The sequence below is a fragment of the Oscillibacter sp. KLE 1728 genome (assembly GCF_934833455.1).
GTDB classification, from domain to species: domain Bacteria; phylum Bacillota; class Clostridia; order Oscillospirales; family Oscillospiraceae; genus Oscillibacter; species Oscillibacter welbionis.
The window spans coordinates 1-26,008 of the sequence record NZ_CAKVVF010000012.1 but is presented as its reverse complement, the minus strand read 5'-3'; the positions used below and the strand labels follow the sequence as shown (position 1 = coordinate 26,008).

Here is a 26,008-nt window from a genome sequence, read left to right as displayed (position 1 = left end):
CGATGGCATATCATTTTGAGAACATCAAGCTGGAAAAGGGAATGTACGGCCGCAGCGGCCGAAGCTTTTCCCAGGCCCTGGAGGAGCTGGACCCCAGCGAACACTACCGGGGTACGCCTCTGGAGGGGCTGGACGCCTTTCAGCGGCAGCTGAAGCGCTTTGACATCCATGTAAAGGGCGCGGGCAGCGATATGGTAGAGAAGTTCTTCCACACCTCCGACTCCGCCGTGCTGTTCCCGGAGTTCGTCTCCCGAGTGGTGCGGCAGGGGATGGAGGAAGAGAGCATCCTGCCGGCCATCACCGCTACGGTGACCAGATTTGACGGCATGGACTACCGGTCCATCGTCTCTGTACCCAGCGAGGAGGACAAAAAGCTCCGCCGGGTGGAGGAGGGCGCCCGGATCCCGGAGACCACCGTCCGCACCCAGGAGAACCTGGTGCACCTCCACAAGCGGGGGCGGATGCTGGTAGCCTCCTATGAGGCTATCCGGTTCCAGCGGCTGGACCTGTTTTCTGTGACTCTGCGGCAGATCGGCGCCTACATCGGCCGGATGCATCTGGAGGACGCCATCGGGGTGCTGCGCAGCGGCGACGGAAATCAGAATGCCGCACAGCAGTACACCATCGGCACGAAGCCTATCACCGGAACCAAGGGGACGCTGACCTATGACGCCCTGCTGGAGTTCTGGAGCCAGTTCGACCCCTACACCATGAACACCATGCTGGTGGGCAGCGACGTGATGCTGGCCATGCTGAAGCTGGATGAGTTCCAGAATCCCCTGACGGGGCTGAACTTCCAGGGCACCGGCACGTTGACCACGCCCCTGGGGGCAAAACTGCTGCGGACCTCTGCCATGCCGGCGGGGATCCTGATCGGCCTGGACAGGAACTACGCCCTGGAGCAGATCTGCGGCAGCGAGATCACGGTGGAGTATGACAAGCTCATTGACCGCCAGCTGGAGCGGGCGGCCATCACCTCCATCTCCGGATTTGCCAAGCTGTTCACGGAGGCATCCAAGGTCCTGGTGGTATGAGCGGGGCACAGGAGACGGTCCTGACCCTGGCCCGGGAACTCTCCGGGGCCGGGGAGGCGGAAGAGGCTCTGCTGGAACTGCTTTGTCAGGCGGCGGAGCAGCAGTGGGAGAAGCGGCTGCGGCCGGGAATGACGGCGGAGGACTGCGGCAAGGCGTTCCCCTGCGCCGTGGCCTTCACCGCCGCCGCGGACCTGGCGGCGGCGCGGGGCGGTGAAGGCGTGTCCGGCTTCACAGCGGGCAGCGTGTCCGTGCGGATCCGCGGCGCGGCGGAGAGCTGCGCTTTGGCGGAGAGCCTGCGGCGCACGGCGGAACGGCTGATGGCACCCTTTGCGGTGCCGGACGATTTTTGCTTTCGGGGAGTGAGAGGATGACAGACTGGGTGCGGCAGGTCCTGGAGCGATATGGACAGGATGTCACCGTGGACACGGCGGACGGAGAGCGGACCGTGCGGGCGTTTTTACAGCCGATGACGGAGCGGGATGAACGGGCCCGAAGTGACGTTACCTCCATCGGCTGGGTGGATGGGCGGCTGTGGCTGTATCTGGGGCAGACGGCCCTGGAGGAGGGGGAAGCCCTGGCCTGGGAGGCCACGCGCTTCCGGGTGCGCAGCTGCAGGCCCTACTACATTGGTAACGCGCTGTCCCACTACTGGGCGGCGCTGGAACAGGAGCGGGAGGCGGCGGAATGCGGGAACTGAGTCAGATCCGGGATGCAGTGGTCTCCGCCCTGGCGGCGGAGGGGATGGCGGCGCTGGACGCCTATCCGGACCAGCGGGCCAGGCGGTATGGCTGCCCGGTGGCAGCGGTGGCTGTGGAGACCGCAGAGAGCCGGACCGTGGGATTCTGCAATTATCTGGGCGAGGTCTTCGATACCGGGGCCGGCGCACCGCGGGAGCTGTATGGAAAGCAGCTGGAGGCGGTGATCTCCATAGAGATCCGGGGACAGCGGGCCGCGGACTGTGAACAGGGCTGTGAGACGGCGGCGGAGGTACTGCTGGAAAGGCTGCCCGCCGGCATCCGCCCCGGTGAGCTGAACTGGGAAGCCCTGACTTGGGAGCGGGAGACAGGGCTGTTCCTGCGGCGGGGAAGGCTCCGGTGCCGGGCGTATTTCCTGGCCCGGGCGGAAGAGGGCGACACGGTATTTTTGGACTTTCGATTGAAGGGAGCAGTGACCACTTGAGCGAGACAATGCATGAGCGGCCGGGGGTGTACTCCAGCTATGACGCGTCAACGGTAGTATCCGCCGGGCGGGCCGCCAAGGTCATCGGCGTGGCGGCCAAGGCGGTGAAGGGCACCGCCGGAGAGGTGGTGACCCTGACGGGCTATGCCGCGGGCGTGGCGGCCTTCGGCGAGGACGCAGCGGATACGCCGGGGATGAGCACCATCCTGCGGCTGCTGTTTGCCAATGGTGCCTCCACTGTGGCGGCGGTCCGGGTGGCGGAGGCCGGCGCGGTGAAGGACTACCAGGACGCCTTCGCGGCCCTGGGCGGGGAGGAGGCCCGGATTCTGGTGTGCGACAGCGCCGAGGAGACGGTGCAGCAGGCGCTACGGACTGCGGTGGAGGATGCCTCTGCCGCCCGGATGGAGCGGATCGCCGTGGTGGGCGGCGACGGTGAGTCGGCAGCGGAGCTGGTGACCCACGCGGCGGCGCTAAACAGCGAGCGAATGGTGCTGGTGGGACCCGATGCCCTGGACAGCGGCGGAAAGACGCTGCCCGGCGTGTTCGCCGCAGCGGCCCTGGCAGGGGTCATCGCCTCCGGACGGGACCCGGGAGTGCCGCTCAACGGGGCGGAGATCCGGGGGCTGGGGGGCCTGGGCACCGCATACACCGACAATGACATCGACCTGCTGGTGCGGGGCGGCGTGACGCCCCTGGAGAGCACGGCGGGCACAGTATCCCCGGTGCGGGGGATCACCACCCGGACCACAACCGGCGGTGCAGCGGACACCACCTGGCGGGAGCTGACCACCATCCTGATCGTGGACGATGTGATCCCGGCAGTACGGCAGGCCCTGCGCAGCAAGTTCGCCCGGGCCAAAAACACGGCCCAAAGCCGCAGCGCCATCCGCTCTCAGGTGATTGTGGAGCTGGAGAAGAAGGTGGCCGAGGAGATCATCGACAGCTATGGCGAGGTGACGGTGACGGCCTCGGAGGATGACCCCACCGTGTGTCTGGTGGAGTTCAGCTTCGCGGTGGCCCACGGGCTGAATCAGATCTATCTGACGGTCCACATCACGGTGTAAGGAGGAGACGGTATGGAAGCAACGGGATTTCCCACCAGCGCGGACATCTATCTGGAGCTGGATGGGAGAAAGATCGCGGTGGTGCAGGGCTACACCGCCCGGGCCAGCAAATCCAGCCAGAGCGTAGAGGCGTTCGGCGAGAGCGAGCCGGTGGCCACCATCGAGGGCCAGCGGAAGTACACCCTGGAGCTGACACGGCTGTACGCCACAGAGGACGCGGTGACGGACGGCATCAATTTCTATGACCTGCGGGATTTCTCCCTGGTGATCTGCAAGCCGGACCGGAAGGTCATTTACAGCGGCTGCCAGTGGAGCGCCATCCAGGAAGAGGGCCAGCTGAATGCCATGGTGGCAGAGAAGGTGACCGTGGTGGCCTCCAAGCGGATCGAGACCACGGCATGATGGAGGAACTGGACGAGCTGCGGCCGCCCACGGCCTGGCGGCTGCTGGAGATCTGGCGGGGGACCCGGGAGCTGGCAGAGGAGCCCCTGGAACGCGCCCTGCTGTGCAACGCCCAGGTGCTGGCAGAGAGCTGCCTGCGCCAGGGGAAGCCGGTGTTCCCCGACGGCGCGGCGGTCCTGGTCGGGCTGACCGCCGGGGAGATGGAAACGATGCTGCGCCGTCTGGCGGGGGAGGAACCCTCCCCCGCTCCGGCGGCGGTGAACCGGGACTTTGATCAGGGGCGGTTCCAGGCGTTGAAGGAGGGCTGAGATGGAATACATCCGGGAGATGCTGCTGCGGCAGCGGACCGCCCTGGGGCGGCTGATGCTGGGCGGCGGAAGTGCGGAAGAGCCGGAGACCGCAGCCGCCTCTCCAGCCACGGAGAGAACGTCTCCGGCAGCGCCTGCCCCATGGGAAACGGACGGGACGGCGTCTGGGACCGGCGGATGGGAGATTCGTGGGAACAGCTTCGCGGGCGCTGGGGTCGACAGGCAGACCGGCCCCACTTCGGCGGGGGAGACGCTGCGGCTGGTCCTGGCCCGGAAGCGTGCAGAATGGCAGTATACGGCCGCCTTCGGACCGGCTGGCACCGGAGAGACCGCCGATTCTGCCGGGAGGCGGAATCCCATGACGGAGGATGGCGGTCTGTCCGACGGCGGCGGGACAGCAACGCCCGGCGGCGAAGCGGAGGAGACGTTCTATCTTCTGCCGGGACGCCGGGACTCCGGCGCGGCAGGAATGATGGAGAGCGCCAGGGCGCTGTCCCGCACGGTGCAGCGGGACGCCCGCCGGTATGACGGCGGATTCCCGCTGTATGACTGAGGAGGTGAGAATTTGCTGCTGAAACCCATGCGCTTTAAGGACTACACCTGGCCCCACAACCCGGAGATCTATGCAGTGGAGTACCGGCGGCAGATAGCAGCCCACAAGATCCCCCTGGGGGGCTGGTACCTGCAGGATCTGGGGCGGACATACCGCATTTTCCGGGGAGAGGGTACCTTTGCAGGGGAGCGGGCCTACGAGGAGTTCCAGACGCTGGCGGAGGTCTTTGACCAGACCGGGCCGGGGCTGCTGGTGCACCCGGTTTGGCGGACGGTCAGCGCCTATTTCGTGACCCTGGAGCTGATGGAGGAGCCGCTGCCGGACTATGTGCGCTACCGCTTTTCCTTCTGGGAGGACAGCACGGCCTCCGGCGGGCTGGTGGAAGTGCCCGTAGAAGGGGAGCCAGAGGGCGGAACGGACCCGGAGATTCCCGCCGGAGGCTGGGGTGCCGTCCATACAGTGCGGAAAGGAGAAACCCTGTGGGGGATCGCCTGGCGGTACGGCGTGGCGCTGACCGCCCTGATCGCAGCCAATCCCCAGATCAAGAACCCCAACTTGATCTACCCGGGGGATCAGGTGAGGATACCATGAGAGGACGGATCATCACCAGCGACCACCGGATTTTTGAGCTGCCGGTGCTGCTGCGCTGGAATATCACCTACACCGGCGGCGTGCCCTGCGACAGCTATGGGGTCACCTGCGTGTACGACAGGACCATGGCGGAGCTGCTGCATCTGGCGGCGGGTTTCCTGGCGCTGGACGAGAACGGCGGGGTGCTGCTGCGGGGCGTCGTGGACGAGTACGAGGTGAAGCTGACGGCGGCGGGACTGACGGTGACCATCTGCGGCCGGGGATACGCCGCCCGGCTGCTGGACAATGAGTCCCGGCCGGTGACGTACCAGGGAGCCACGCTGGCGGAGATCGTCCGGTGCCATGCGGCGCCCTACGGCATTTCCAGCGCGGAGATCGCGCCGGTGTCGGCGGACTCTGTTTACACCGTGGCCGCCGGCACCAGTCAGTGGAAGGCGTTGGAGGGTTTCTGCCGGACCTATGGGGGCTTTTCGCCCCGCTTCCGGCGGGACGGGCTGCTGGTGGCGGCGCCGGAGCGGGACGACGGGCGGCGGATCGTCATCGACGGGACCAGCCCGATCCTCTCCTGCACCCTGCGGGAGGACCACTACGGTGTGCTGACGGAGGTGCTGGTCATCGACAAGACCCGGAACGTGTCCTACAGCGTGCAGAACCGGGACATGCTGGACCGGGGCGGCCAGTGCCGCCGGGTGGTCTACACCCCGGGGCAGAGCACCTGGGCTGCCATGCGGTATACCGGGGAGTATCAGATCCGGCGGTCCCGGGAGGAGGAACTGACCATTGAGCTGGGGCTAGCCGGGTGTTTCCCGGCGTTTCCCGGGGACACGGTCCGGCTGGAACTGGAGGCCATGGGCCTCTCCGGCGAGTACCGGGTGGCCGAGGCGGAAAACACGGCCTCCCCGGAGACGGGAGAGGTCTGCACATTGATACTGAGGGAGCGGATATGAGATGTGGCTATCGAGACAGATGAAAGCGCCGGCGCCCACGGCGGACGCGGATCTGGGCATGACCACCATCGCCGGAGACAGCGTGGGCGTGGTCACCCGGGGGGAGGTACGGGCGCTTCCAGTGTATGGCCCCGGCGGCTATGTGTGGATGCCGGAGAGCGGCGCTGCGGTACTGGTTATCAAAGGTGGCCCTGGCGGGGAGGAGCAGTGCGTGGCAGGACAGCAGCAGGCTTTGATCCCGGAAGGCATGGGGCCGGGGGAGGTCTATCTCTTCACCCCCGGCGGAAACAGCGTGTACCTGCGCAGCGGCGGCGAGATCGAGCTGCGGGGCAAAGTGCGCATCCAGGGCAGCCTGACGGTGAACGGGGAGCCCTATGCGCCCTGCGAGAGCTGAGGGGGGATGGAGATGGGACTTTCCCTGCGGAATGGAGATTATGTGCCTGACGGGACCGGTGGCCTGCGGCGGACCGAGGGCCGGGAGGCCCTGTTGGAGCAGGTTCTCTTCCGCCTGACAGCGCGGCGGGGGACCTTCCCATTCCTGCCGGAGCTGGGGAGCCGGCTGTGGCAGCTGGGACAGCTGCCCGCCGCCAGACGGCAGAGCGCGGCGGAACAATATGTGGCGGAGGCCCTGGCGGCGGAACCGGGGCTGACGGTGGAGCAGGTGATTTTGACGGAATCCGGCGGCGGCCGGGCACAGGTGACGGTCGGCCTCACCTGGCAGGGAGAGGCTCTGTCCGTCACCGTGGAGGTATCGTGAGAGGAGCGGTTGTTTGAAAACGACAGAGGAGATCTACCAGACGCTGCTGGCGGCCTTCGCCCAGCGGGCGGGCTTCACACCAGAGGCAGACTGCGATCTGGCCGTGCGGCTGTACGCTGCGGCAGCGGAGCTGCAGGCCCTGGGCATCCAGAGCGAGTGGGTGCTGGACCAGAGCTTTCCCCAGACGGCCCGGGGCGTGTATCTGGACTACCACGCCCAGATGCGTGGCATCGCCCGGACGGCGGCCACGAAGGCGGTGGGAACGCTCCGCTTTTCTGTGGAGCGGGCGCCGTCTACGGCTCTGCGCATCGCCGCCGGAACGGTCTGCATGACGGAGGGAGAGACCCGGTTCCAAACCACGGCGGAGGCGGTGCTGGCAGCAGGGGAGCTGTCCGTGGATGCTCCGGCGGAGGCCTTGGAGCCTGGGCGGAGCGGCAATGCCGCCGCGGGGACCATCGTGATCCTCACCGCCTGCCCGGTGGGGATCACCGGATGCACCAATCCGGCGCCCTTCACCGGCGGCAGTGACCAGGAGGACGACGCGAGCCTGCGGAGCCGGATTTTGGAGAGCTATCAGCGGCTGCCCAACGGGGCCAACGCGGCCTGGTACGAGCAGACCGCCATGGGCCATGAGGGCGTGGCGGCAGCCCGGGCAGTGGGCCGGGCCCGGGGGATCGGCACAGTGGATGTATACATCGCCACGGCGGCCGGACTGCCGAATGGGACACTGCTGGCGGCGGTCCAGGCGGACCTGCAGGAGCGGCGGGAGATCGCCGTGGACGTGCAGGTCAAGGCTCCGGCGGCGGTGGAGATGGACGTGTCCGCGGAGCTGGCCGTCCGGGAGGGGACAGACTTCTCCGCGGTGAAGGCCGCCGCAGAGCAGGCTCTGGCGAGCTTTTTCAGCGGCCGCAGGTTGGGCGGGCCGGTACTGCTGGCGGAGCTGGGGGACCTGTTGTACCACGTGGAGGGCGTGGAGAACTACCGCCTGCTGGCCCCTGCCGCCGATCTGGCGGCGGAGGACGGAACGTTGCCCATGCTGGGCCGGGTGACGGTGACGGAAATGGAGGCGGACGACGATGTATGAGGCGCACCTGCGCAGCCTGCTCTCACCGCTGGGAATCTATGACTTGGAAGAGCACTCCGCCAGCGGCGCGGCCGTCTGCGCACTGGGAACAGGGCTGGACACAGTCAGCCGCCGGCTGGAGGAGATCGAGCGGGAGGCGCTGACTGCCACGGCGGAGGGAGAGGGGCTGGCCCGGCGGGAGGCCCTGTTTGCCCGCCGCCCCGCCGCCGTCACGGCAGAGGACCGGAGGGCCGCCATCGCGGCCCTTCTGCAGATTGACGGGGACAGCCTGACGCCCGCGGCCATCGACCGGACGATCCGGGGCTGCGGAATCCGCGCCCGGGCGCTGGAGATGGGCGGGGGACAGCTGCGGGTGATTTTCCCGGAGGTGGCCGGAGAGCCGGAGGACTTCGACCAGATCCGAAAGATCATTCTGGACATCCTGCCCTGTCACCTGGAAGTGGAGTTTTACTTCCGCTATCTCACCTGGGCGGAGTGCGAGGCCGCCGGGTATACCTGGGGTCAGGTGGAGGCGGCGGAATACACCTGGGAGAGTTTCCAGCTGGCGGTACCGCCGGAGCGATAGCGCAACGAAAAAAGGCCGCTGCCCTTACGGGCGGCGGCCTTTTTCTGCGCCGGAAGAGACTGGGCGGGCTGCTGTCTGAAAACCACATCAAAGCAGAAAAAGACAAATGGTTTTGTAGTGCGGACAATATTTTTTTACACTTCGCAGATTGCAAATTCTGGGATTTCCCTGTATACTGCATCTATCGAGACGCATACCGCGTTTGGAGACAAGCATACCCCGTCACATGAAAAGGAGGAAACACGTTATGGCGAATTTGACACTGTGGGAGCAGATCAAAGAGTTGAAGTCCCCCAAGTACAAGTGGGTGGACCTGACCCATGAGCTGAGTCCTGAGACGCCCCATTGGTTCGGCTTCAAGCCCCTGCAGGCGGACCTGCTGTTCGACTATGCGGAGGGCACGCCTGAGGACATGATGGCCCCTATGCGCTGTATCCAGTACAGCGTGGCCAGCCAGTACGGCACCCACACCGACGTGCCCCGGCACTTCTGGGGCAGCGGCCGGGACATGAGCGCGATCACCGTCCAGGAGCTGATGTATCCCCTGGTGGTCATCGACAAGTCCGCCGAGTGCGCCGCCAACCCCGACTTCATGCTGACGGTGGACGACCTGAAGGCCTGGGAGGCCCAGTACGGCAGGATCCCCGAGGGAGCGTTCGTGGCCTTCCGGTCCGACTGGTACAAAAAGCCCAACCTGGACAATCCCGATGAGAACGGCGTGCCCCATTATCCCGGCTGGGACAAGGCGGCCATCCAGTGGCTGGTGGAGGAGCGGAACATCGGCGCCATCGGCCACGAGCCGGCGGACACCGATCCCGGCTTCGTCACCACCAAGGAGGGCGCCTATCCCTATCCCGGTGAGCAGTACATCCTCCAGGTGGACCGGATCCAGATTGAGGTCATGCGGAATCTGGACCAGGTCCCGCCCGTGGGCAGCCTGATTGTCATCGGCTTTCCCAAGCTGAAGGACGGCACCGGATTCCCCACTAGATGCTTCGCCATCTGCCCGGTGGACTGATCCGGACCCAACAGGCGCGGCAGAGCTGCACTCTGCCGCGCCTGCGCTTCTTTACACTCAAACGTTTTTATGCTATCATGAAACCAGCTTATTTTTACAGGAGGATCGCACTATGGCACTGGAATTTGATGAACAGCTCTCCCGGCTGGAAAAGCCCAACCGCAATGAGATGACCAACAAGGAATATGCCGTCTTTAACGAGAACGTGGAGACCATGGAGAAGAACTGGGGCTTTATCAACAACCTGTTCAAGGTCCTGCCTCTGAACGCATCCCAGTACATCGGCTTCCTGGACTTCAAGGGATCCCTGTTCAACCCGGACACCTGCTACCTCACCAACGCGGACAAAGAGATGATCGGCGTGGTAGTCTCCTCCATCAACTGCTGCTCCTACTGCCTGACCACCCACGGCGATGCGCTGCGGGGCTATACCAAGAATCCCATGTTGGTGGATAAGCTCTGCTACAACTTCCGCTCCGCCAAGGATCTGCTGACGGAGAAGCAGTATGCCCTGTGCGAGTATGCCTGGTATGTCACCAAGCACGCCGACGAGATCGACGAGACCCAGATCGAGAACCTGCGCAAGGCGGGCTTCAACGACCACGAGATCCTGGAGGCCGCCTTTGTGGCCGGCTTCTTCAACTACACCAACCGCTGGGTTTCTACCATCGCCCCAGTGGCCAATCCCGGTCACTTCAGCCACAACCGCAATTTCGAGGGCTGACCCATGGCGTACAAAAAGCTCTTTGAACCTGGCCGCATCGGCGGCCTCACCATCCGGAATCGGGCCGTCATGTCCCCCATGGGCACAGACCTGGCGGACATTCGGGGCAACGCCACACCCCGTCTGATCGCCTATTACACTGAGCGGGCCAAGGGTGGCATCGGCCTCATCATCAACGAGTACACCGGAGTGGACGACGTGGACTCCATCCCCACCCAGCACAACCTGCGGATGGCCCAGGACTACAACGTCCAGGAGGCGGAGGAGCTGACCCGCTCCGTCCACGCCTACGGCGCCAAGATTTTCGCCCAGCTCCACCACGGCGGCGCCACCTCCAAAAGCGCCTTCACCGGTCGGCAGAACCTGAGCCCCAGCGGTGTCCCCATGGCGCCCGGGGGCGAGGTGCCCCGGGAGATGACCCTGGAGGACATCAAGCGGGTGCAGGAGAAGTTCATCGCCGCCGCCATCCGCTGCAAGAAGGCGGGCTATGACGGTGTGGAGCTCCACGGCGCCCACTCCTATCTGATCGCCCAGTTCTTCAGCAAGTACTACAACCGCCGCACCGACGCGTACGGCGGCTCCCTGGAGAACCGCTGCCGCTTCATCGACGAGATCATCGCCGGCATCCGAGCCAAGCTGGGGCGGTATCCCATCTCGGTCCGCATCTGCGGCGACGAGATGACCGACGAGCCCGGCTTCCTCACGCTGGAGGACGGCCTGGAGATCGGCCGTCACCTGGAGGTCCAGGGCATCGACTGCATCAACATTTCCAATGGCAGCTCCTGGAACGGCAACGCCAACTGCGAGCCCTTCTCCTACACCCCCGGCTGGAAGAAGCACGTGGCCAAGGCCTTCAAGGAGGCGCTGTCCATCCCCGTCATCGCCACCAACACCATCAAGGACCCGGATTTCGCCGAATCTTTGCTGGAGGAGGGCGTCAGCGACTTCGTGGCCCTGGGCCGCAGCCAGTTCGCGGACCCGGAGTTCATGAACAAGGCCAGGGCCGGCAAGCCGGAGAGCATCCGTAAGTGCATCGGCTGCATGTACTGCCGGGAGCGGCTGCTGGGCAACGCCATGCCGGTGGAGTGCTCCCTGAACCCCCGGCTGGGCCGGGAGTACCGCTACCGCTGGCAGGACCTCCAGAAGAACGGCAACAGCCGCCCCGTGGTAGTCGTGGGCGGCGGCCCCGGCGGCTTGGAGTGCGCCGTCATCCTGGCCAAGCGGGGCTTCGCCGTGACGCTGCTGGAGAAGGAGGCCGCCCTGGGCGGCACGTTGAACATCGCCAAGCTGCCGCCCCACAAGGCCAACCTCCAGGACGTCACCGACGTGCTGGCGCTGGAGGCCAGGGAGCTGGGCGTCACCGTGAAGCTGAACACCGAGGCCACGCCGGAGACCGTGGCGGCCCTGCACCCCGTGGGGGTGTTTCTGGCTGCCGGTGCGCCGCCGGTGGTGCCGAAGTCCATCCCCGGCATCGACAAGGCCGTGCTGGCGGAGGACGTCATCCTGGGTAAGGCCCCTTGCACCGGCAAGGTGGTGCTGGTGGGCACCGGCCTGACGGGCCTGGAGTGCGCGGAGATGATCCTGGAGCAGGGCCACAGCCTCGCCATGGTGGAGATGAACCCCACCGTGGGCCAGGGGATTTTCGGCGTGGTGTTCAACGACATTTACAGCCGTATCAAGCCCTATGATCCGGAGGTCTACACCAGCCACAGGCTCACTGCCGTCACTGATACCGGCGTGACCGTGGAGGACATGGCTACCGGTGAGACCAAGACCATCGCCGCGGACACCGTGGTGCTGGCCATGGGCACCCACAGCCAGGAGGCCATGGAGGCGTCTTACCGGGCCGCCGGACTGAACGCCATTCTGGTGGGCAGCGCCGAGATGCCGGGCCGCATTGCCGGTGCTACCCGGGATGGCTTTGAAAAGGCATGGGGCTTCGAGGCAGAGTGATTTGGCAGGCTCCCCGGAAAGGGGCCGGAACGGGCACAGCGATTCCCGCATGATCCGGCGCACCGGGAATACCGGCAAATGCCGCTGTACATGAAGCTTTTGGGCATTATTTCTAATCGCACACGGTAAAAGAGACCGGACAGATTTCTGTCCGGTCTCTTTTTGGCAGGGTCAGGCAAACGGTTCAGCACCCGTTCAGGGGATTCACATCCCCCTCCGGCGGCACGATGCACAGGGCCATCAGCTGCCCCTTGCCGGTATTGCCGAAGTTGTGGCGCACGCCGCCGGGCACATGGACCCAGGTGCCGAATTCCAGGGGCACCCGTTCCTTGTCGATGAGGAAATAGCCCTCCCCCTGGATGCAGAGGAACCAGTGTGGCCAGGGGTGGGAGTGGACACTGCTCTCGGCCTCCGGCTCCAGAGTGAAGAGGCGCATCACATAGTCGTTCCAGAACCGGCCGTCAGGCCCGAAGACGATCTTCTTGGTGGAATTTTCAATGAAGTGTCCGCCGGTCACCACCGGCAGATCCCGGATGTTGCCGGAATACTCGCTCATAGACAGATCCTCCCCTTATTTTGATAACCTCAGTATAGAATCTTTGGGTGGAAAAATCAAGTGTTCTCCAGAGAGGCGGCATAATGGAGCACGTTCTTCAGTACAAAGTCGGGAAAGCGGCAGTCCCTGCCGCACACCCGCGTGCGCTCCCGGGGCAGCCGGGGCAGCAGCTCCGCGTCCGGGATCAGGGCCAGGTCCGCCTGACGGAGCATGGGCACGTCGATGACGCTGTCCCCGGCGGCGATCACCCGCTCCGGGCCGAACCGCTCCACCGCCCGGCGGAGAGCGGTCCCCTTGTCGATCCCCGGTGGAAAGAAATAGACCTTCCGGCCGGAGACCACCGCCTGGAGGGCGGAGCCGCCGCACCAATCCCGGGCCACGCGTTCCGCCGCCGGGATGTCCGGATAAGCGGCGTAGACGTACACACCCTCCACGCACCGCACGGAGGTGGCCCCGCCCTGCCGGGTCAGATGATCCAGGACCGCGGCCAGCGCCTCCCGGTGGTCCCGGACCAGCGCCTGGGACGCGGCGTACCACGCCCGGTCCACCTGACCGTCCCGCAGCAGGACGGCGCCGTTGGCGGTCAGGGCAATCCTGGGCGCCGTGCCGTCCGGCCACTGGATGCGCTGGTACTGCTCGATGGACCGGGTGGTGATGGGCAGCAGATGGACCCGCTGGACGACCTGGGGCAGCAGGTCTGGCGTCTCCCGGGTGAAGAAGCCCTGCTCGGCCCCGTTCAGACGCTCCACACACCGGTCCTCGGGCTGCCGGTGCCGGTGGGAGAAGAGGAGCGTGTTGTCCAGGTCGCTGGCAAACAGAATCGTTCCCATGGCTATGTGTCCGCCAGGTCCCGGATCAGGCCGCAGGCCCGGTAGTTCTCCAGGGGATACTCCACCAGCTCCACGCCCTTCTCCCTGGCCAGTTGGTAGATGTGCCCCAGATGGGCTTCGTCCCGGAGGCTGTGGACCAGCACCTTCCAGGGCACCCGCCGCAGCAGGACACGGGTGGCCTCCCCGATGCTGGGCTTGATGAGATTGATGTCCCGGATGCCGAAGTCCGCCCCGATCCGGTGCACCTCCTCCAGTCCGGTCCGGCCGCTGCGCCGGGGCGGGGGAACGGCGTCGGCACAGGCGGGGAAATGGGCCTGGATGGTGTCGATGAACTGGTACGTCAGGTCCTGGTCCTTCAGCTCCCGGTAGAAGGCAGCGCCGTGAAAGTCCCCGGGGCCGATGATGTCGCCGCGGAGGAACGTCCGGCTCAACAGGCCGGACACGGTGGAGTTCAGGCAGGAGCTGGCGATGAGGAAATCGTCATGGGTGCCGCAGATGGCGGCCACATTGGCCGGGTCCGACAAAACTGTCAGCCCCGGCGAGACGCCGGGGTAGTCCGTCATGGCTGCGTCCAGCTGCCGCTGGATGGCGCCCTTGCCGGTCCAGCCGTCCACGAACTGGATATCTCCAGGGGCGTGGCGGTTCAGGAGATAGGCCATGGCATTGCGGTCGATGCCCCGGCCCCGAATGATGGAGATGGTGTAATGGGGGAGGTCGGCACCGTACCGGCCTTGGAGATAGCGGCGGATCAGAATGCCGATGGGCGTCCCTGCCCGGGCCAGGGAGACCAGGGCGCACTGCCTTCCCCTGCTCTCCCAGATCTGCTCCGCCGCCCGGGCCACAGCCTCCGCTGTGATGCCGGCGTACCGCTCCAGGGCGTCGTGATAGGCGGCCAGATAGGCCGGGGAGGGCTCATACTCCAGGGGCAGCATCTCCGAGTAGTGGACACCGCTCTGGATCCTGGCCTCCCGCTCCCGGGTGCCCAGGGGCGTCACCAGGCCGGTGATGTCTTTCAGCAGGATGGTCACATCCTGACTTTGATATGTGCTGAACATAAGATCCTCTCAAATTCTGCAGAGATAGAGTCGGGGACAGCCCAGCTGCCCCAGGGCCGCCGCCAGCCGGGTGCAGGCGGTCCCGTCCACCGCCGCGGGCGCATCCGTCACCACCAGGGCGGCGTCATAGGCGGCCAGGTCATAGAGATATGTCTTCCGGTCCCCACCGTAGAAGCTGGGCAGCAGCACCCCGTTTCGGATGGGGTAGGCAGAGTCAGGGCAGATGCCGATGGGACTGCGGGTAGTGGCATGGCAGCGCACTGTGGCACAGAGACCCGTCTGCTCCGCCAGCGACCCTACCGTCAGGGCAGGATACATGCACTCTTCGGTCCCCAGCACCAGCAGGGCGCCCTGGTCCGGCAGCTCCTCCCGGAGGCGGGACAGCAGCTCTTCCGCGGCGGCGCGGCAGCAGTCCGTATAGCAGCCGACGGCCACACCACGGCGTGGGTCCGGCAGAGGCTCCGCCGTGTACAGCGTCCGCAGGTCCGGCAGGGGGCCCTGGGCAGGGGGAGCCGCCTCCTTTACAGGGATCCCGGTCACCATCCGCTCATAGTCTTGATGTTCCAGCCGCACCAGGCACTCACAGGCAATGCCGGCCTCTGCCAGCCTGGCCTGGTTCTCCGGAGAGACCCGGCTGAGGATGGACGCCGCTGCCAGCCGCCGCTCGCCCAGCCGGGGATACCGCTCCCGCAGCTGCTGGACCATGTTGATGAGGGTCCGCCCGGTGGAGAACTCGTCATCCACGAATACGATGGCGGGGCTGCGGTCGATCCAGTCCGCCAGATGGTCGGCACAGAGCCGGTGCTCCGCTGCGTGGCTGTGCTCCTCCCGAAAGAGGATCCAATCTCCGTCCAACGCCTCCCGGGTGGTGTGGACATAGAGGCAGTCCGGCCCCAGCCGGGCTGCCACGGCGGCGCCGATGGCGGTGGCCGTCTCGGCAAAGCCGATGACCAGCCGGGCCTCCGGGTACTTGGCGGCCACCTGGTCCCCCAGGGCACCCATCATCTCCAGAGCCGCCGCGGGGCTCACAGGGATGTGCTTGGCCTGCAGGGGATTGACCAGCAGGTAGCTCCGCTTGGGGTTGTTGTATCGCTTGGCGATCCGCAGCGTGTCTGCGGCCGTATATGGGTGCATTGCGGCACCCTCCCTTCGTCGTGTCATGAAATCGTGGTGAGACTTTGATTATAGCACAGCTTCCACCCCAAAGAAACCTCTTTCCCGCGCCTCGGCCATTTCAAATTGCGCCGCCGAAGAATCTGTGGTAAGATGGAAAAAAACAACGCCGCCGCGGCCGGCGGGGAGGAGCGCACCATGAAAAAGCTGCAATACAATTCTCCGGTGATCCTGACCTTTTTCCTGCTGTCCCTGGGTGTCCTGCTGCTGGACTGGATCACCGGAGGATGGACGACCATGCACGCCTTCTGTGTCTACCGCTCCTCCCTGGCAGATCCGCTGTTCTATGTGCGGCTGTTCGGTCATGTGCTGGGCCATGCGGACTTCGACCACTTCCTGGGCAATATGCTGCTGCTTTTGGTGATCGGCCCGCCGCTGGAGGAGAAGTACGGCAGCCGCACCCTGCTGGCAGGCATCCTGCTGACGGCGGGGGTCTCCGGCATCCTGCAATGCGTGTTTTTCCCCGGCTCCGCCCTGCTGGGGGCCAGCGGCATTGTGTTCATGCTGATTATGCTGGCGTCTCTGGCGGGCATGAAGGACGGCCGCATCCCCCTGACCCTGATTCTGGCGGCGGTCCTGTATCTGGGGCAGGAGGTGTACGCCATGGTGGCCCTGCGGGACAACGTGGCCAACTTCATGCATCTGGTGGGCGGCGTCACCGGCACGGTATTCGGCGTGGTGCTGGCAAAAAGGCGGTGAAGAAAAAAGAGGCGGGCATTTTGGATGCCTGCCTCTTTTTTCGGTTTACTTCCGTCCCACGATCACCTTGCGGAGGATGTCCACGGGGATCATGGTGAACGCCAGCAGAATGGCGGCAGCCCACCCGGCGGGCGGGAAGGGCACACAGCTGAACATATTGCTGATCCAGCCGAATACCGGCACGGGGATCAGGGCAGCGTTGACGATGAACGCCTGCACCAGGACGATGATAACGAACACCCGCATGAAACCGGGGTTCAGCTTCAGATCCTTAAAGATGTCAAAGCTGTCGCTGCGCACGTTGAAGGCGTTGAACAGGGCACTCCAGATGAACAGCACGAAATAGGCGGAGAGCTTCTGCTCCGTGCTGGCAAAGAAGCTGTCAAAGAAAGGCACTTTCAGGAAGACAAAGCTCAACGCCGTCAGCCACAGGCCCATGGTGACGATCTGGGCCATCATGGACTTGCTGACAATGCTCTCATCCCGGCGGCGGGGCGGCTCGGACATATACCGCTCCTGGGCGGGCTCATTGCCCAGCATGATGGCGCCCAAGCCGTCCATCACCAGGTTCACGAACAGCAGGTGGGTGACTTTCAGGGGCTCCTCCACGCCGAAGAAGGGAGCGATAGCGCTGACCACCACGGCGGCCACATTGATGACCAGCTGGAACCTGCAGAATTTCAGGATATTGTGGTAAATGGTCCGGCCGTACCAGATGGCGTCCTTGATGGACTTGAAGTTGTCGTCCAGGATGACGATCTTGCCGGCCTCCTTGGCGGCCTCGGTGCCGCTGCCCATGGCGAAGCCCACGTCCGCCCGCTTCAGGGCCGGGGAGTCGTTGACGCCGTCGCCGGTCATGCCCACCACCAGGTTCAGCTCCTGGCACAGGCGCACCATCCGGGACTTGTCCGTGGGCAGGGCGCGGGCGATGACCCGGATGCGGGGGATGATCTTCTTCACCTCGTCGTCGGACAGCTCGTTGAGCTGGGTGGAGGTCAGCGCCACATCGTCCCGGGTCCGCAGCAGCCCGGCCTCCCGGGCGATGGCCACGGCGGTCTCCAGCCGGTCGCCGGTAATCATGACCACCTGGATGCCGGCCTTCTGCACCTCGGCGATGGCCTCCCGGGCCTCGGGACGCACGTCGTCCCGGATGCCCACCAGGCCGATCAGCACCGTGTCGGCGTTGATGGCGTTCTCCGTCATCTCGCTGGGGGAGTAGCCGAAGGCCAGCACCCGCATGGACTTGCCTGCCAGCTCGTCGATCTTGGCGTTCAGGGACTCCAGGTCCAGGGGATGCTCGTCCCCGTCCAGGCTGAGGTACTTCTGGGCCACGGCCAGGAACTTCTCCGGCGCGCCCTTGTAGAAGGTGCGGCCCGCCCCGGCGATGTAGGCCTGGCTGAACTTATTGGCGGAGTTGAAGCTTTGGGATTTGGTGACGGCATAGGAGGAGACCTCATCCAGCTTGTGGAAGGTCTCCTGCCCCAGAAAGCGCATCAGCGCCTGGTCCGTGGCGTTGCCGCCCACCACGCGGCCGCTGCCGTCATACATGGACTGGCTGTTCTTGCCGATGGCCAGATCGATCAGGCCCTTGAGCTTGGTTTGCTGGGCCAGTTGATCCAGAGGGATAGCCACGCCGTCTGCGGTGAAGAACTCCACCACCTCCAGGTGGCCCTTGGTAATGGTGCCCGTCTTGTCACTGAACAGGATGTTCAGGGAGCCGGCGGTCTCGATGCCCTCCGCCTTGCGGACCAGCACGTTGTGGTCCAGCATCTTGCTGGTGTTCTGCATCAGCACCAGAGAGATCATCAGGGGCAGCCCCTCCGGCACGGCGCACACGATGATGACCACCGCCAGGGACACAGCCTCCACGATGTCCTGGATGATGACTGGGGCTCCGGAGGAGAAGTACGCCGCAAACCCGCCGGCGGAGAGGATAAAGTAGCCAAAGTACATGATGGCGATAACCACGGCGCCGATGTAGCCGAAGCGGGAGATCATGTCCGCCAGCTTCCCGAGCTTCACCTTCAGGGGAGAGTCCGGCTCGTCGTCCTGCATCTCCTCGGCCATCTTGCCCATCATGGTGGCAAGGCCCACCTTGCGCACATCCAGCACGCCCTCGCCGTCAAACAGCACGGCGCCCCGGAACAGGGAGTGGGCGTCCACGAAGGTGTCGCCGGTGATGTCCTCCGGCAGGGGGAAGGACTCGTCCGCCGCGGTCTTGGGGCATTCCTCCGCCTCGCCGTTGAGGGCGGAGTTGTCCACCCTTAAAGTTCCGTGGATCAGCACGCCGTCCGCCGGCACCTTGTCGCCGGACTGGAGCAGGACCTTGTCCCCCACCACCACGTCATCCACGTCGATGACGGTGACCAGACCGTTGCGGTAGACCTTGCACTGATCTTTTTTGGTGCTGTCCTTCAGCTGGCGGTACTTCGTGTCGCTGGCCACGCCGGTCTTGGCGGAGACGAATGCCACGATCAGCACGGCCACGACAGTGCCGATGGGCTCATAGATCTCCGCATAGCCCAGCACACACATGACGATCATCAGGGCCGCAATAGCCAGCAGGATCCGGATCATGGGGTCCTTGAACGTCTCCTTGAACTCCGCCCAGAAGGTGGTGGGTTCGGAGTCGGGGATCACATTGGACCCGTATTTTTTTCGGGATTCCTCAACTTGTTTGTCAGTCAGTCCATTAAAATGCATGATTGTTACACCCATTCGCTGCGGGAAGGGGGCCTGCGCACAGCAGACCCCTCCCGCGGTTCAAATTTTCAATATCTTTTTTTGGGGCCGCCGCTCACATATAGCGCCGGGCCAGCTCCACCAGGCCGGGATCCGTGGTGGCCTGGCCGATGGCGTTGAACTTCCACTCGCCGTTGTTGCGATAGACCTCGCCGAAGATCATGGCGGTCATGTTGTCGTAGTTCTCGGAGAGGTTGTAGCGGCACATCTCCTGGTTGTTCCGGGCGTCCACGATGCGGATGAACGCGTTCTGGATCATGCCGAAGTGCTGGCGGCGCTGCACTGCCTGATAGATGTTCACCACCAGGACAATGCGGTCATACTCCGCGGGAACGCGGGCCAGATCCACCACGATCTGCTCATCGTCGCCTTCGCCGGCGCCGGTCAGGTTATCGCCCATGTGCTGGACAGTGCCGGTGTAGTGCTTCAGATTGCCGAAGTAGACGATGTCCTTCTTGTCCGTCAGCTTGCCGTTCTGCAGCACAAAGGCAGAGGCATCGCAATCGATGGCGGGGCCAGAGGACCCGAACAGGCTGCCGAACAAACCGCCCTTGGACTTGGCGGCCTCATCCCAGCCCAGACCGATGATGACTTTGGAAAGACCCTCGTTGCCCTTGGTCAGGCTGATCTTCTGGCCCTTTTGCAGACTCACAGACATATATATTTCCTCCTTCAAAATGTCCGGCCGCGCCCCCGGGCGCGGCCGGAGAGATCTGATGCTCCCTGTCGGGATGCTTATTCCACGTCCACGCCGTAGTTGGCGCACAGGGCCGCCAGACCGCCCTGATAGCCGCTGCCGATGGCGTTGAACTTCCACTCGCCGTTGTTCTTATAGACCTCGCCGAACACCGCCGCCGTCTCGATGGAGAAGTCCTCGCCCAGGTCATAGCGGAGCATCTCCTGGCCGTTGGTCTCATCGAAGATGCGGATGAAGGCGTTGTTCACCATACCGAAGTTCTGCCGGCGGCTCTCCGCCTCGTAGATGGTTACGGTGAAGGCAATGCGCTGGATGTTGTCGGGCACCTTCGTCAGGTCGATGCGGATCTGTTCATCGTCCCCGGCACCCTCCCCGGTCAGGTTATCGCCCAGATGCTCCACCGCGCCGGAACTGTGCTTGAGATTGCCGTAGAACACGAAGTCCCCGGAGGAGGTCACTTTGCCGCTCTCTCCCAGCAGGAAGGCCGCCGCGTCCAAATCAAAATCCCCGCCGGTGTCAAAGCTGTTCACGTCCCAGCCCAGGCCCACGACCACCTTGGTCAGGCCGGGATTCCCCTTGGTCAGGCTGACTTTCTGTCCTTTTTGTAAACTGATAGGCATGATATTCCTCCTTGTAATCACTCAGCGTCAATGCCGTAGTGGCCGCACAGGGCTGCCAGACCGCCCTGGAAGCCGCTGCCGATGGCATTGAATTTCCACTCGCCGTTGTGGCGGTACAGCTCACCCACCACGATGGCCGTCTCGATGGAGAAGTCCTCCGCCAGGTCGTAGCGGATCAGTTCCGTGCCGGTGGACTGGTCCACGATGCGGATGAAGGCATTGGACACCTGGCCGAAGTTCTGGCGGCGGTTCTCCGCGTCATAGATGGTGCAGGTGAAGGCGATCCGCTCGATGCTGGCGGGCACCTTGGCCAGATCCACCATGATCTGCTCGTCATCGCCGTCGCCTTCGCCGGTCAGGTTGTCGCCCATGTGCTCCACCGCGCCGGTGTTGTGCTTGAGGTTGCCATAGAAGATGAAGTCCCGCTCCGTGGGGCACTTTCCGCCGGCGCCCAGCAGGAAGGCAGCCGCGTCCAGGTCAAAGGCGCTGCCGCTGTCAAAGGCGTTCACGTCCCAGCCCAGGCCCACCATGATCTTGGTGAGGCCGGGGTTGCCCTTGGTCAGGTCGACTTTTTGTCCCTTGGAAAGATTGATCGGCATAGTGATTTCCTCCGTTCCCAATATTTAATGATTCACGGACCCCTTGTCCGGCATGTGATACATCTGGTCGAACTGGGCCTTGATGGCCTCCAGTCGCTTTTGGTCCTCCACCCGCTGCTTGCGGGCGTTCTCCTGGATCTGCTTCGTCTCGTCGATGCCGCTGACGATGGTGCGCCAGGTCTGCTCCAGCGTCTCGATTTTAATGGAGCTGCCGGAGGCCAGACGGGCGGTCATCTTGGCCTGCTCCGCCGTGTTCTGGGCGTTGCGGATCAGCATTTCATTGGTCTTGGCGTCCAGGGCGCTCATGGCCTCCGCCTGCAGCCGCTGGCGCTTGAGCATGATGGCCTGGGTCAGCGCCTGCTTGAACACCGGCAGGGTGATGATGAAGGCGGAGTTGATCTTCCGCACCAGATTCATATTGCTGAACTGCATGGTCTTGATCATGGGGATGGACTGCATGGCCACGTTCTCCGCCGTCCGCAGGTCCTGAGTCCGCTGCTCCAGCATCATCAGGGCCTGATTCAGGGTGGTCAGCTCGAACTGGATGGAGTTGTCCCCTGTGGCCTCCATATCCGCCTGGCGCTGGGCGATGTATGCCTCCAGCTCCCGGCACCCCTGCTCACCGGCCAAGATGTAACGCACCAGCTCGTGGTAGTAGTTCACATTGGCCTGGAACATCTCCTCCAGCTTCCGGTTGGACTGCTTGATGTCTGCCTCGTACTGCTTCAGCTGGACATAGATCTTGTCCACTTCATCGCCCATGGTGTGGTACTTGGCGAGGATTTTGTCCAGCTGCTTGCGGAGGTTTCCGAACAGCTTGCCGAAGAGGCCGGGGTTCTCCTTGATCTCTTCGATGTCGAACTTGTCCATGATCTTGGCCAGCGTGTTCAGCATCGCGCTGGAGTCATCCAGCTGGGACAGGTTCATGCTGTTGAGTACCACGTCGGAGCACTTGGAGATCTCGTCTGCTGCTCCGGCGCCGAAGGAGACAATGGACTCCAGGTTGTATACCTCGATCTGGCTGGCCAGGGCATCCACCTCCGGCGAGTTGACCAGCGTCTGGGTCATCATCTGCCGGTCGGCGGAGATGTCGTACTGCTGATAGCTCTCTTCTTCCTGGGGGGCGGCAGGTGCCTGTCCCTGAGAGGGCTGAGGCTGGGATGGGGTCGGTCTGCTGAGATTCAGGCCCATAAGTCATATACTCCTTCCAAATAGTTTTCTGATGGAGTGCAGTCCGCTTTCCTGCACGGTGTTGAAATCAGGAATCCGCAGGTCGTAAAGATAGTCCCCGATCTGCGTCTCGCTGGCAAAGGGGCGCGTGAAGTGCTGCTCGATGCACTGGTAGCCGGTGGGGACGAAGAATAGCACGTCGAAGCCAACCAGGCTTAGAAACGCGGTGAGGATGCTGTCCTCCAGAGAGATCCTCTCCTCTGTGGGGTTGATGTAGATGAGCTTGGGGTTCTTCTTGGTGAAGTCGAACTTCTGGATCTTCCGCAGCAGGTCCTTGGGGAGATTCAGGGCGGTGGCGATCACCGTGTACTCCGTGCCGTTCTCAAAGGTGCCGCGGATCAGCTTCTGGTCCAGCAGCAGCTGCAATTTGTCCAACAGGTGCTCCTGCATCTCCGCCCGCAGGATGCCGTAGAGATAGGCGCTGTGGGACTTGATCTTGCCGCGCAGCAGCTTGCCGTTCTTCAAAAACTGCGTGGCGTACGGCTTCACGGGGTTGGGATCCGTGCCCTGGACCCAGGGGACAGACCGGACCACCTCCGTGTCCGGCGTGATGAGCTTCTTGATGTCCAGCCAGTACTGGGAGGCGTTGCCGTCCTTCACGCCGCAGATCTTCTGGCAGATCACCGGCAGGGTGACGGTGTCCCCCGCGGCGGAAAAGCTGGGACGGTATTTCATCTCCTGGTCCCACAGAATCGGGATTTCCTCGTACATGGTCTGCAGCAGGACCGTGGAGGCCTTGGCGTACTGCTGGTTCCGATACAGTCCCGTATCCTGGTACATCAGCCGGTCCAGATCCCGCTCCGCCTGATAGGCGGCGGTGGTGACCCGGGCCTGGTTCTGGTCCACCGGGAAGCGGTCCAGAGAGACGGATTGGGGACAGTGGACCTCCAGCAGATCCGGGGTGTGGAGGGCGCTGCCCTCATTCAGATTGGGGAGCAGCAACAGGACATCCACCGGCAGGCGGGCCAGCAGCCGCAGGAACAGGGCTCCGGTGTCCGACGCGCATCTGCCAAACTGGAGAAAGACCGCCACCTCCGGCGCCTTCCAGTCCGGAAAGAGGTCCTTCTGATACCGGTTCAGCCAGCACAGGAGGTACACCGCCCGGCTGGTGAGCTTGGAGACGCTGCCGCCGCACCGCTCCCCCTCCTCCAGCACCAGATCGATGAAAGCTCGGGTCATCAGGCGCTGGAGCTCCACATTGGCCGGATACCGGATGTTGGCGGCGAGACCCGCCGCCAGCTGCTCTGCGGAGGCGTAGTTGCCCCGCTTGACCGCGGCGATCTCCTCCGGCCCGGGGGGCGCGGGGTCTCCGTTGACCACGCAGATCCGGCGGCCGCCGCCCTGGAGGGACTGATAAAACGCGAAGAGGTCGTTGGTATAGGTGAGATTGTCCTCCACGCCGTACTGGCAGAGGAAGAGGTTGCAGAAAAAGCGGGGATCGTTTCCGCGGGCCTGCACAGCCGTCAGCGCCGCGTTCAGCTCTGCCTTCTGCACCCAGGCGTTGGTGCAGGGAGAGAGGGAGGGCGGCGTGCCGTAGAGCCGCTGGCGGCGCACCTCCCGCTCCAGCTCCGCCTGAAGCTGCTTGACACCGAAGCCCGCCGGGAAGGACCCCAGGCCAGGGGCCTGATACAGGTGCGACAGGGCCGACTGGGGGTCCACGGTGAGATATGCCTGGTCGCCGCCGCACTCCAGCAGGACGATATCCGCCCCCGCCCGGGAGAGGACCGTCAGCAGCTGCAGCTCATAATGGCTCACGTCCCCGGCATAGAGGATCTTGGGCAGCGTCTCGCCGCCCAGCACGTTGACGATCCGCTCGAACTTGTAGTAGAGCCAGCACATGTATTTCATGTAGGCATTGCGGAGCATATTGTCGTTTTTGCCCGCCCGGCGCATATCGTCCAGGGTGGCATACATGGCCGTCACCACAGCGTCCCGCTGCCCGTCCGTCATCCGGGGCAGCCATTTTTTCAGCCGCTGGGAGAGAAAATCCCGGTCCATCTGGAAACCGGACCCCATCATCTCATTGAAATAGGACAGGTTGTCGGGCGTGGGGTTGGGGATGCGCCCGTCGATGATGACGCCGGACCGGCGGGCCGCCTCATAGTAGCGGCGCAGAAAAGCGGCCACCGTCTCCCCGTACCCGGCGATCCGGCAGAAAAACACGCGGGACCCGCCCCGTTCCGAGAGCGGGCGGAAATAATCATTCAGTTGTGCCGTTCCCGCCTGTTGAAACATCGTAGCCCAGTCTCTTTCTCATCACAAGATTTGTGTTTCTCATTATAGCGGCTTTGGAGAGGATTTTCAACAGATGCATGGAGCATAGCTTGAGAATCCACAAAAATTTTACATTCGTCAGCATGGCGCGGGTATTTTCTTCTCCGGCGGGAAGTGCTATAATAGCGCCCATAAGTGCCCGGCCGAAGCCGGCCGCTGATCTGAAGGTAAAAGAGGATGAGCATGAGAAGCAAGTTGACTGGATATGACGTGGGAGCACTGCTCTACTGCCCTGCCAACGCCCACGGGTCGATTGTGGGCGCGATTGTGGAGCAGCGGTTTCCAACGCCGTATTCTCTGGCGTTCTGCCTGGAGGACACGGTGCGGGAGGACGCCGTGGCGGACGCGGAGCGGATGCTGCGGGGGACGCTGTCCCGGATCGCGTCCGCTGCGGAGGGCGGCTCCTTTTTTCTGCCGCCCATTTTTGTCCGGGTCCGGTCACCGGAGCAGCTGCTGCGGCTGGCGGAGGAGTACGCCCCGTTTTCCTCCATTCTCCGCGGATTCATCCTGCCCAAGTTTTTCCTGGAGAACTGCGGGGCCTATCTTGCAGCCATCCGCTCCATCGGCCGGACGGAGGAGTACTTCTATATGCCGGTGTTTGAGTCTGCGGCCATGATTCCCCCGCAGACTCGCCGGGAGGCTCTGACGGAGGTGCGGGCCCAGCTGGACACCGTGTCTGGCTCCATTTTAAACATCCGGGTGGGGGGGAACGACCTCTCCCACGCCTTCGGCCTGCGCCGTCCGGCAAATCGGACCATCTACGACCTGCGCCCGGTGGCGGATATCCTCATCGACATCGTGGCGGCTTTCGGCACTCAATACGTGGTGTCCGGCCCGGTATGGGAGTATTACTCCGGCGAGGGATGGGAAGAGGGGCTGCGCCGGGAGATGGAGCTGGATCTGCTGAATGGCTTCACCGGCAAGACCGTCATCCATCCCAATCAGATCCCCGTGGTGAACGAAATGCTCCGCGTCTCCCAGCAGGATTACGCGGACGCCCGGGCTATCCTGAACTGGGATACCGGCAGCGGCAGTCTGGTCTCTGCCAGTGAGGACGGCGGCCGGATGAACGAGTACAACACCCATAGCCGCTGGGCCCGGCGGATCGTCCTGCGTGCGGAGCGGTACGGCGTCAGGGCGTGAGAAAAAGGACTTGAATTTCGCTCCGACCTCCTGTATAATAAACCAGTATCCACCGGCCAGTGTGATGGAATTGGTAGACGTGACGGACTCAAAATCCGTTGGTGGCGACACCGTGTGGGTTCGAGTCCCACCACCGGCACCAAAATGAATGACCCTACCCAATTCGAACAAGTCGATGAGACTTGCGAATTTGGTGGGGCTGTTTTATACT

Annotated in this window: 29 protein-coding genes and 1 tRNA gene; 20 read left to right on the top strand and 10 right to left on the bottom strand. The window is 64.0% G+C overall.

Annotated elements, in window-relative coordinates:
- The first annotated feature begins 2 nt into the window (after positions 1 to 2).
- The 17 genes from QVE23_RS02435 (at position 3) to QVE23_RS02355 (ending at position 12,179) form a co-directional block, all read left to right on the top strand.
- Positions 3 to 1,034, top strand: coding sequence for a phage major capsid protein (locus tag QVE23_RS02435; protein ID WP_287554905.1), 1,032 nt, complete (start codon positions 3 to 5; stop codon positions 1,032 to 1,034).
- A complete protein-coding gene (locus QVE23_RS02430) occupies positions 1,031 to 1,405 on the top strand; it encodes a hypothetical protein (RefSeq protein WP_158629794.1) in 375 nt (124 codons plus the stop codon). Before QVE23_RS02435 ends, QVE23_RS02430 begins: the two co-directional genes overlap by 4 nt.
- Entirely contained in the window at positions 1,402 to 1,731 is a 330-nt protein-coding gene (locus QVE23_RS02425; RefSeq protein ID WP_287967522.1) for a hypothetical protein, read from the top strand. The genes QVE23_RS02430 and QVE23_RS02425 overlap by 4 nt, the downstream gene beginning before the upstream one ends.
- Positions 1,719 to 2,213 carry a hypothetical protein gene (locus QVE23_RS02420; RefSeq protein ID WP_287967520.1) on the top strand — a complete coding sequence of 165 codons (495 nt, stop codon included), beginning with the start codon at positions 1,719 to 1,721 and terminating at the stop codon, positions 2,211 to 2,213. The genes QVE23_RS02425 and QVE23_RS02420 overlap by 13 nt, the downstream gene beginning before the upstream one ends.
- On the top strand, positions 2,210 to 3,277 hold the full coding sequence (locus QVE23_RS02415) for a phage tail sheath C-terminal domain-containing protein (protein ID WP_119310628.1): 1,068 nt from the start codon (positions 2,210 to 2,212) through the stop codon (positions 3,275 to 3,277). Before QVE23_RS02420 ends, QVE23_RS02415 begins: the two co-directional genes overlap by 4 nt.
- A 12-nt stretch (positions 3,278 to 3,289) precedes the next feature.
- Entirely contained in the window at positions 3,290 to 3,679 is a 390-nt protein-coding gene (locus tag QVE23_RS02410; protein WP_276896087.1) for a hypothetical protein, read from the top strand.
- On the top strand, positions 3,676 to 3,987 hold the full coding sequence (locus tag QVE23_RS02405) for a hypothetical protein (RefSeq protein ID WP_287967519.1): 312 nt from the start codon (positions 3,676 to 3,678) through the stop codon (positions 3,985 to 3,987). Before QVE23_RS02410 ends, QVE23_RS02405 begins: the two co-directional genes overlap by 4 nt.
- Before the next feature lies 1 nt (position 3,988).
- On the top strand, positions 3,989 to 4,540 hold the full coding sequence (locus tag QVE23_RS02400) for a hypothetical protein (protein WP_287967518.1): 552 nt from the start codon (positions 3,989 to 3,991) through the stop codon (positions 4,538 to 4,540).
- Positions 4,541 to 4,552: 12 nt separating this feature from the next.
- Complete coding sequence (safA, locus tag QVE23_RS02395; protein WP_309452386.1) at positions 4,553 to 5,131, top strand: SafA/ExsA family spore coat assembly protein; 579 nt, start codon at positions 4,553 to 4,555, stop codon at positions 5,129 to 5,131.
- Positions 5,128 to 6,078: a hypothetical protein gene (locus QVE23_RS02390; protein WP_287967517.1), complete on the top strand. Its 951-nt coding sequence runs from the start codon at positions 5,128 to 5,130 to the stop codon at positions 6,076 to 6,078. Before safA ends, QVE23_RS02390 begins: the two co-directional genes overlap by 4 nt.
- 1 nt (position 6,079) lies before the next feature.
- Positions 6,080 to 6,472, top strand: coding sequence for a hypothetical protein (locus QVE23_RS02385; protein ID WP_021752177.1), 393 nt, complete (start codon positions 6,080 to 6,082; stop codon positions 6,470 to 6,472).
- A gap of 12 nt (positions 6,473 to 6,484) precedes the next feature.
- Complete coding sequence (locus QVE23_RS02380; RefSeq protein ID WP_036628517.1) at positions 6,485 to 6,835, top strand: hypothetical protein; 351 nt, start codon at positions 6,485 to 6,487, stop codon at positions 6,833 to 6,835.
- Between the two features lie 13 nt (positions 6,836 to 6,848).
- Positions 6,849 to 7,919, top strand: a complete 1,071-nt coding sequence (locus QVE23_RS02375; RefSeq protein ID WP_025545240.1) for a baseplate J/gp47 family protein — start codon at positions 6,849 to 6,851, stop codon at positions 7,917 to 7,919.
- Positions 7,912 to 8,484, top strand: coding sequence for a hypothetical protein (locus tag QVE23_RS02370; RefSeq protein WP_119310633.1), 573 nt, complete (start codon positions 7,912 to 7,914; stop codon positions 8,482 to 8,484). Before QVE23_RS02375 ends, QVE23_RS02370 begins: the two co-directional genes overlap by 8 nt.
- A gap of 247 nt (positions 8,485 to 8,731) precedes the next feature.
- A complete protein-coding gene (locus QVE23_RS02365; protein WP_036637186.1) occupies positions 8,732 to 9,502 on the top strand; it encodes a cyclase family protein in 771 nt (256 codons plus the stop codon).
- A 112-nt stretch (positions 9,503 to 9,614) separates the two neighbouring features.
- The gene (locus QVE23_RS02360) at positions 9,615 to 10,226 is read left to right on the top strand and encodes a peroxidase-related enzyme (RefSeq protein ID WP_021748530.1); all 612 of its coding nucleotides are present in this window, start codon (positions 9,615 to 9,617) and stop codon (positions 10,224 to 10,226) included.
- A gap of 3 nt (positions 10,227 to 10,229) precedes the next feature.
- Entirely contained in the window at positions 10,230 to 12,179 is a 1,950-nt protein-coding gene (locus tag QVE23_RS02355; RefSeq protein ID WP_287967516.1) for an oxidoreductase, read from the top strand.
- A gap of 184 nt (positions 12,180 to 12,363) precedes the next feature.
- Here the strand turns inward: QVE23_RS02355 and QVE23_RS02350 are convergent, their stop codons facing one another.
- The 4 genes from QVE23_RS02350 to QVE23_RS02335 are packed head-to-tail and all read right to left on the bottom strand — an operon-like array spanning position 12,364 to position 15,754.
- On the bottom strand, positions 12,364 to 12,735 hold the full coding sequence (locus QVE23_RS02350; RefSeq protein WP_021748532.1) for a cupin domain-containing protein: 372 nt from the start codon (positions 12,733 to 12,735) through the stop codon (positions 12,364 to 12,366).
- Between the two features lie 56 nt (positions 12,736 to 12,791).
- Positions 12,792 to 13,565 carry an HAD family hydrolase gene (locus QVE23_RS02345; RefSeq protein WP_287967515.1) on the bottom strand — a complete coding sequence of 258 codons (774 nt, stop codon included), beginning with the start codon at positions 13,563 to 13,565 and terminating at the stop codon, positions 12,792 to 12,794.
- A 2-nt stretch (positions 13,566 to 13,567) separates the two neighbouring features.
- Positions 13,568 to 14,620, bottom strand: a complete 1,053-nt coding sequence (locus QVE23_RS02340; protein WP_287967514.1) for a cysteine protease StiP family protein — start codon at positions 14,618 to 14,620, stop codon at positions 13,568 to 13,570.
- A gap of 9 nt (positions 14,621 to 14,629) precedes the next feature.
- Entirely contained in the window at positions 14,630 to 15,754 is a 1,125-nt protein-coding gene (locus QVE23_RS02335) for a phosphoribosyltransferase domain-containing protein (RefSeq protein ID WP_287967513.1), read from the bottom strand.
- A gap of 177 nt (positions 15,755 to 15,931) precedes the next feature.
- Between QVE23_RS02335 and QVE23_RS02330 the strand changes: the two genes are divergently transcribed.
- Positions 15,932 to 16,492, top strand: a complete 561-nt coding sequence (locus tag QVE23_RS02330; protein ID WP_287967512.1) for a rhomboid family intramembrane serine protease — start codon at positions 15,932 to 15,934, stop codon at positions 16,490 to 16,492.
- A gap of 45 nt (positions 16,493 to 16,537) precedes the next feature.
- Here QVE23_RS02330 and QVE23_RS02325 read toward each other — a convergent pair whose 3' ends face one another.
- The 6 genes from QVE23_RS02325 to QVE23_RS02300 form a co-directional block, all read right to left on the bottom strand.
- Entirely contained in the window at positions 16,538 to 19,195 is a 2,658-nt protein-coding gene (locus QVE23_RS02325; RefSeq protein ID WP_025545043.1) for a calcium-translocating P-type ATPase, PMCA-type, read from the bottom strand.
- Positions 19,196 to 19,289: 94 nt separating this feature from the next.
- Entirely contained in the window at positions 19,290 to 19,892 is a 603-nt protein-coding gene (locus QVE23_RS02320) for a TerD family protein (protein WP_025545042.1), read from the bottom strand.
- A gap of 77 nt (positions 19,893 to 19,969) precedes the next feature.
- Complete coding sequence (locus QVE23_RS02315; RefSeq protein ID WP_021748540.1) at positions 19,970 to 20,551, bottom strand: TerD family protein; 582 nt, start codon at positions 20,549 to 20,551, stop codon at positions 19,970 to 19,972.
- A 17-nt stretch (positions 20,552 to 20,568) separates the two neighbouring features.
- Positions 20,569 to 21,150 (bottom strand): TerD family protein, encoded by a 582-nt coding sequence (locus tag QVE23_RS02310; protein WP_287967511.1) that lies wholly within the window; start codon positions 21,148 to 21,150, stop codon positions 20,569 to 20,571.
- A gap of 24 nt (positions 21,151 to 21,174) precedes the next feature.
- The gene (locus QVE23_RS02305) at positions 21,175 to 22,341 is read right to left on the bottom strand and encodes a toxic anion resistance protein (RefSeq protein WP_021748542.1); all 1,167 of its coding nucleotides are present in this window, start codon (positions 22,339 to 22,341) and stop codon (positions 21,175 to 21,177) included.
- 3 nt (positions 22,342 to 22,344) lie between these two features.
- The gene (locus QVE23_RS02300; protein ID WP_502919058.1) at positions 22,345 to 24,543 is read right to left on the bottom strand and encodes a YceG family protein; all 2,199 of its coding nucleotides are present in this window, start codon (positions 24,541 to 24,543) and stop codon (positions 22,345 to 22,347) included.
- Positions 24,544 to 24,837: 294 nt separating this feature from the next.
- Between QVE23_RS02300 and QVE23_RS02295 the strand changes: the two genes are divergently transcribed.
- Together QVE23_RS02295 and QVE23_RS02290 are read left to right on the top strand one after the other, a co-directional pair.
- Positions 24,838 to 25,797 carry an HpcH/HpaI aldolase/citrate lyase family protein gene (locus QVE23_RS02295; protein WP_025543563.1) on the top strand — a complete coding sequence of 320 codons (960 nt, stop codon included), beginning with the start codon at positions 24,838 to 24,840 and terminating at the stop codon, positions 25,795 to 25,797.
- Between the two features lie 55 nt (positions 25,798 to 25,852).
- Positions 25,853 to 25,939 (top strand) — tRNA-Leu (locus QVE23_RS02290).
- The last annotated feature ends 69 nt before the right edge of the window (positions 25,940 to 26,008 follow it).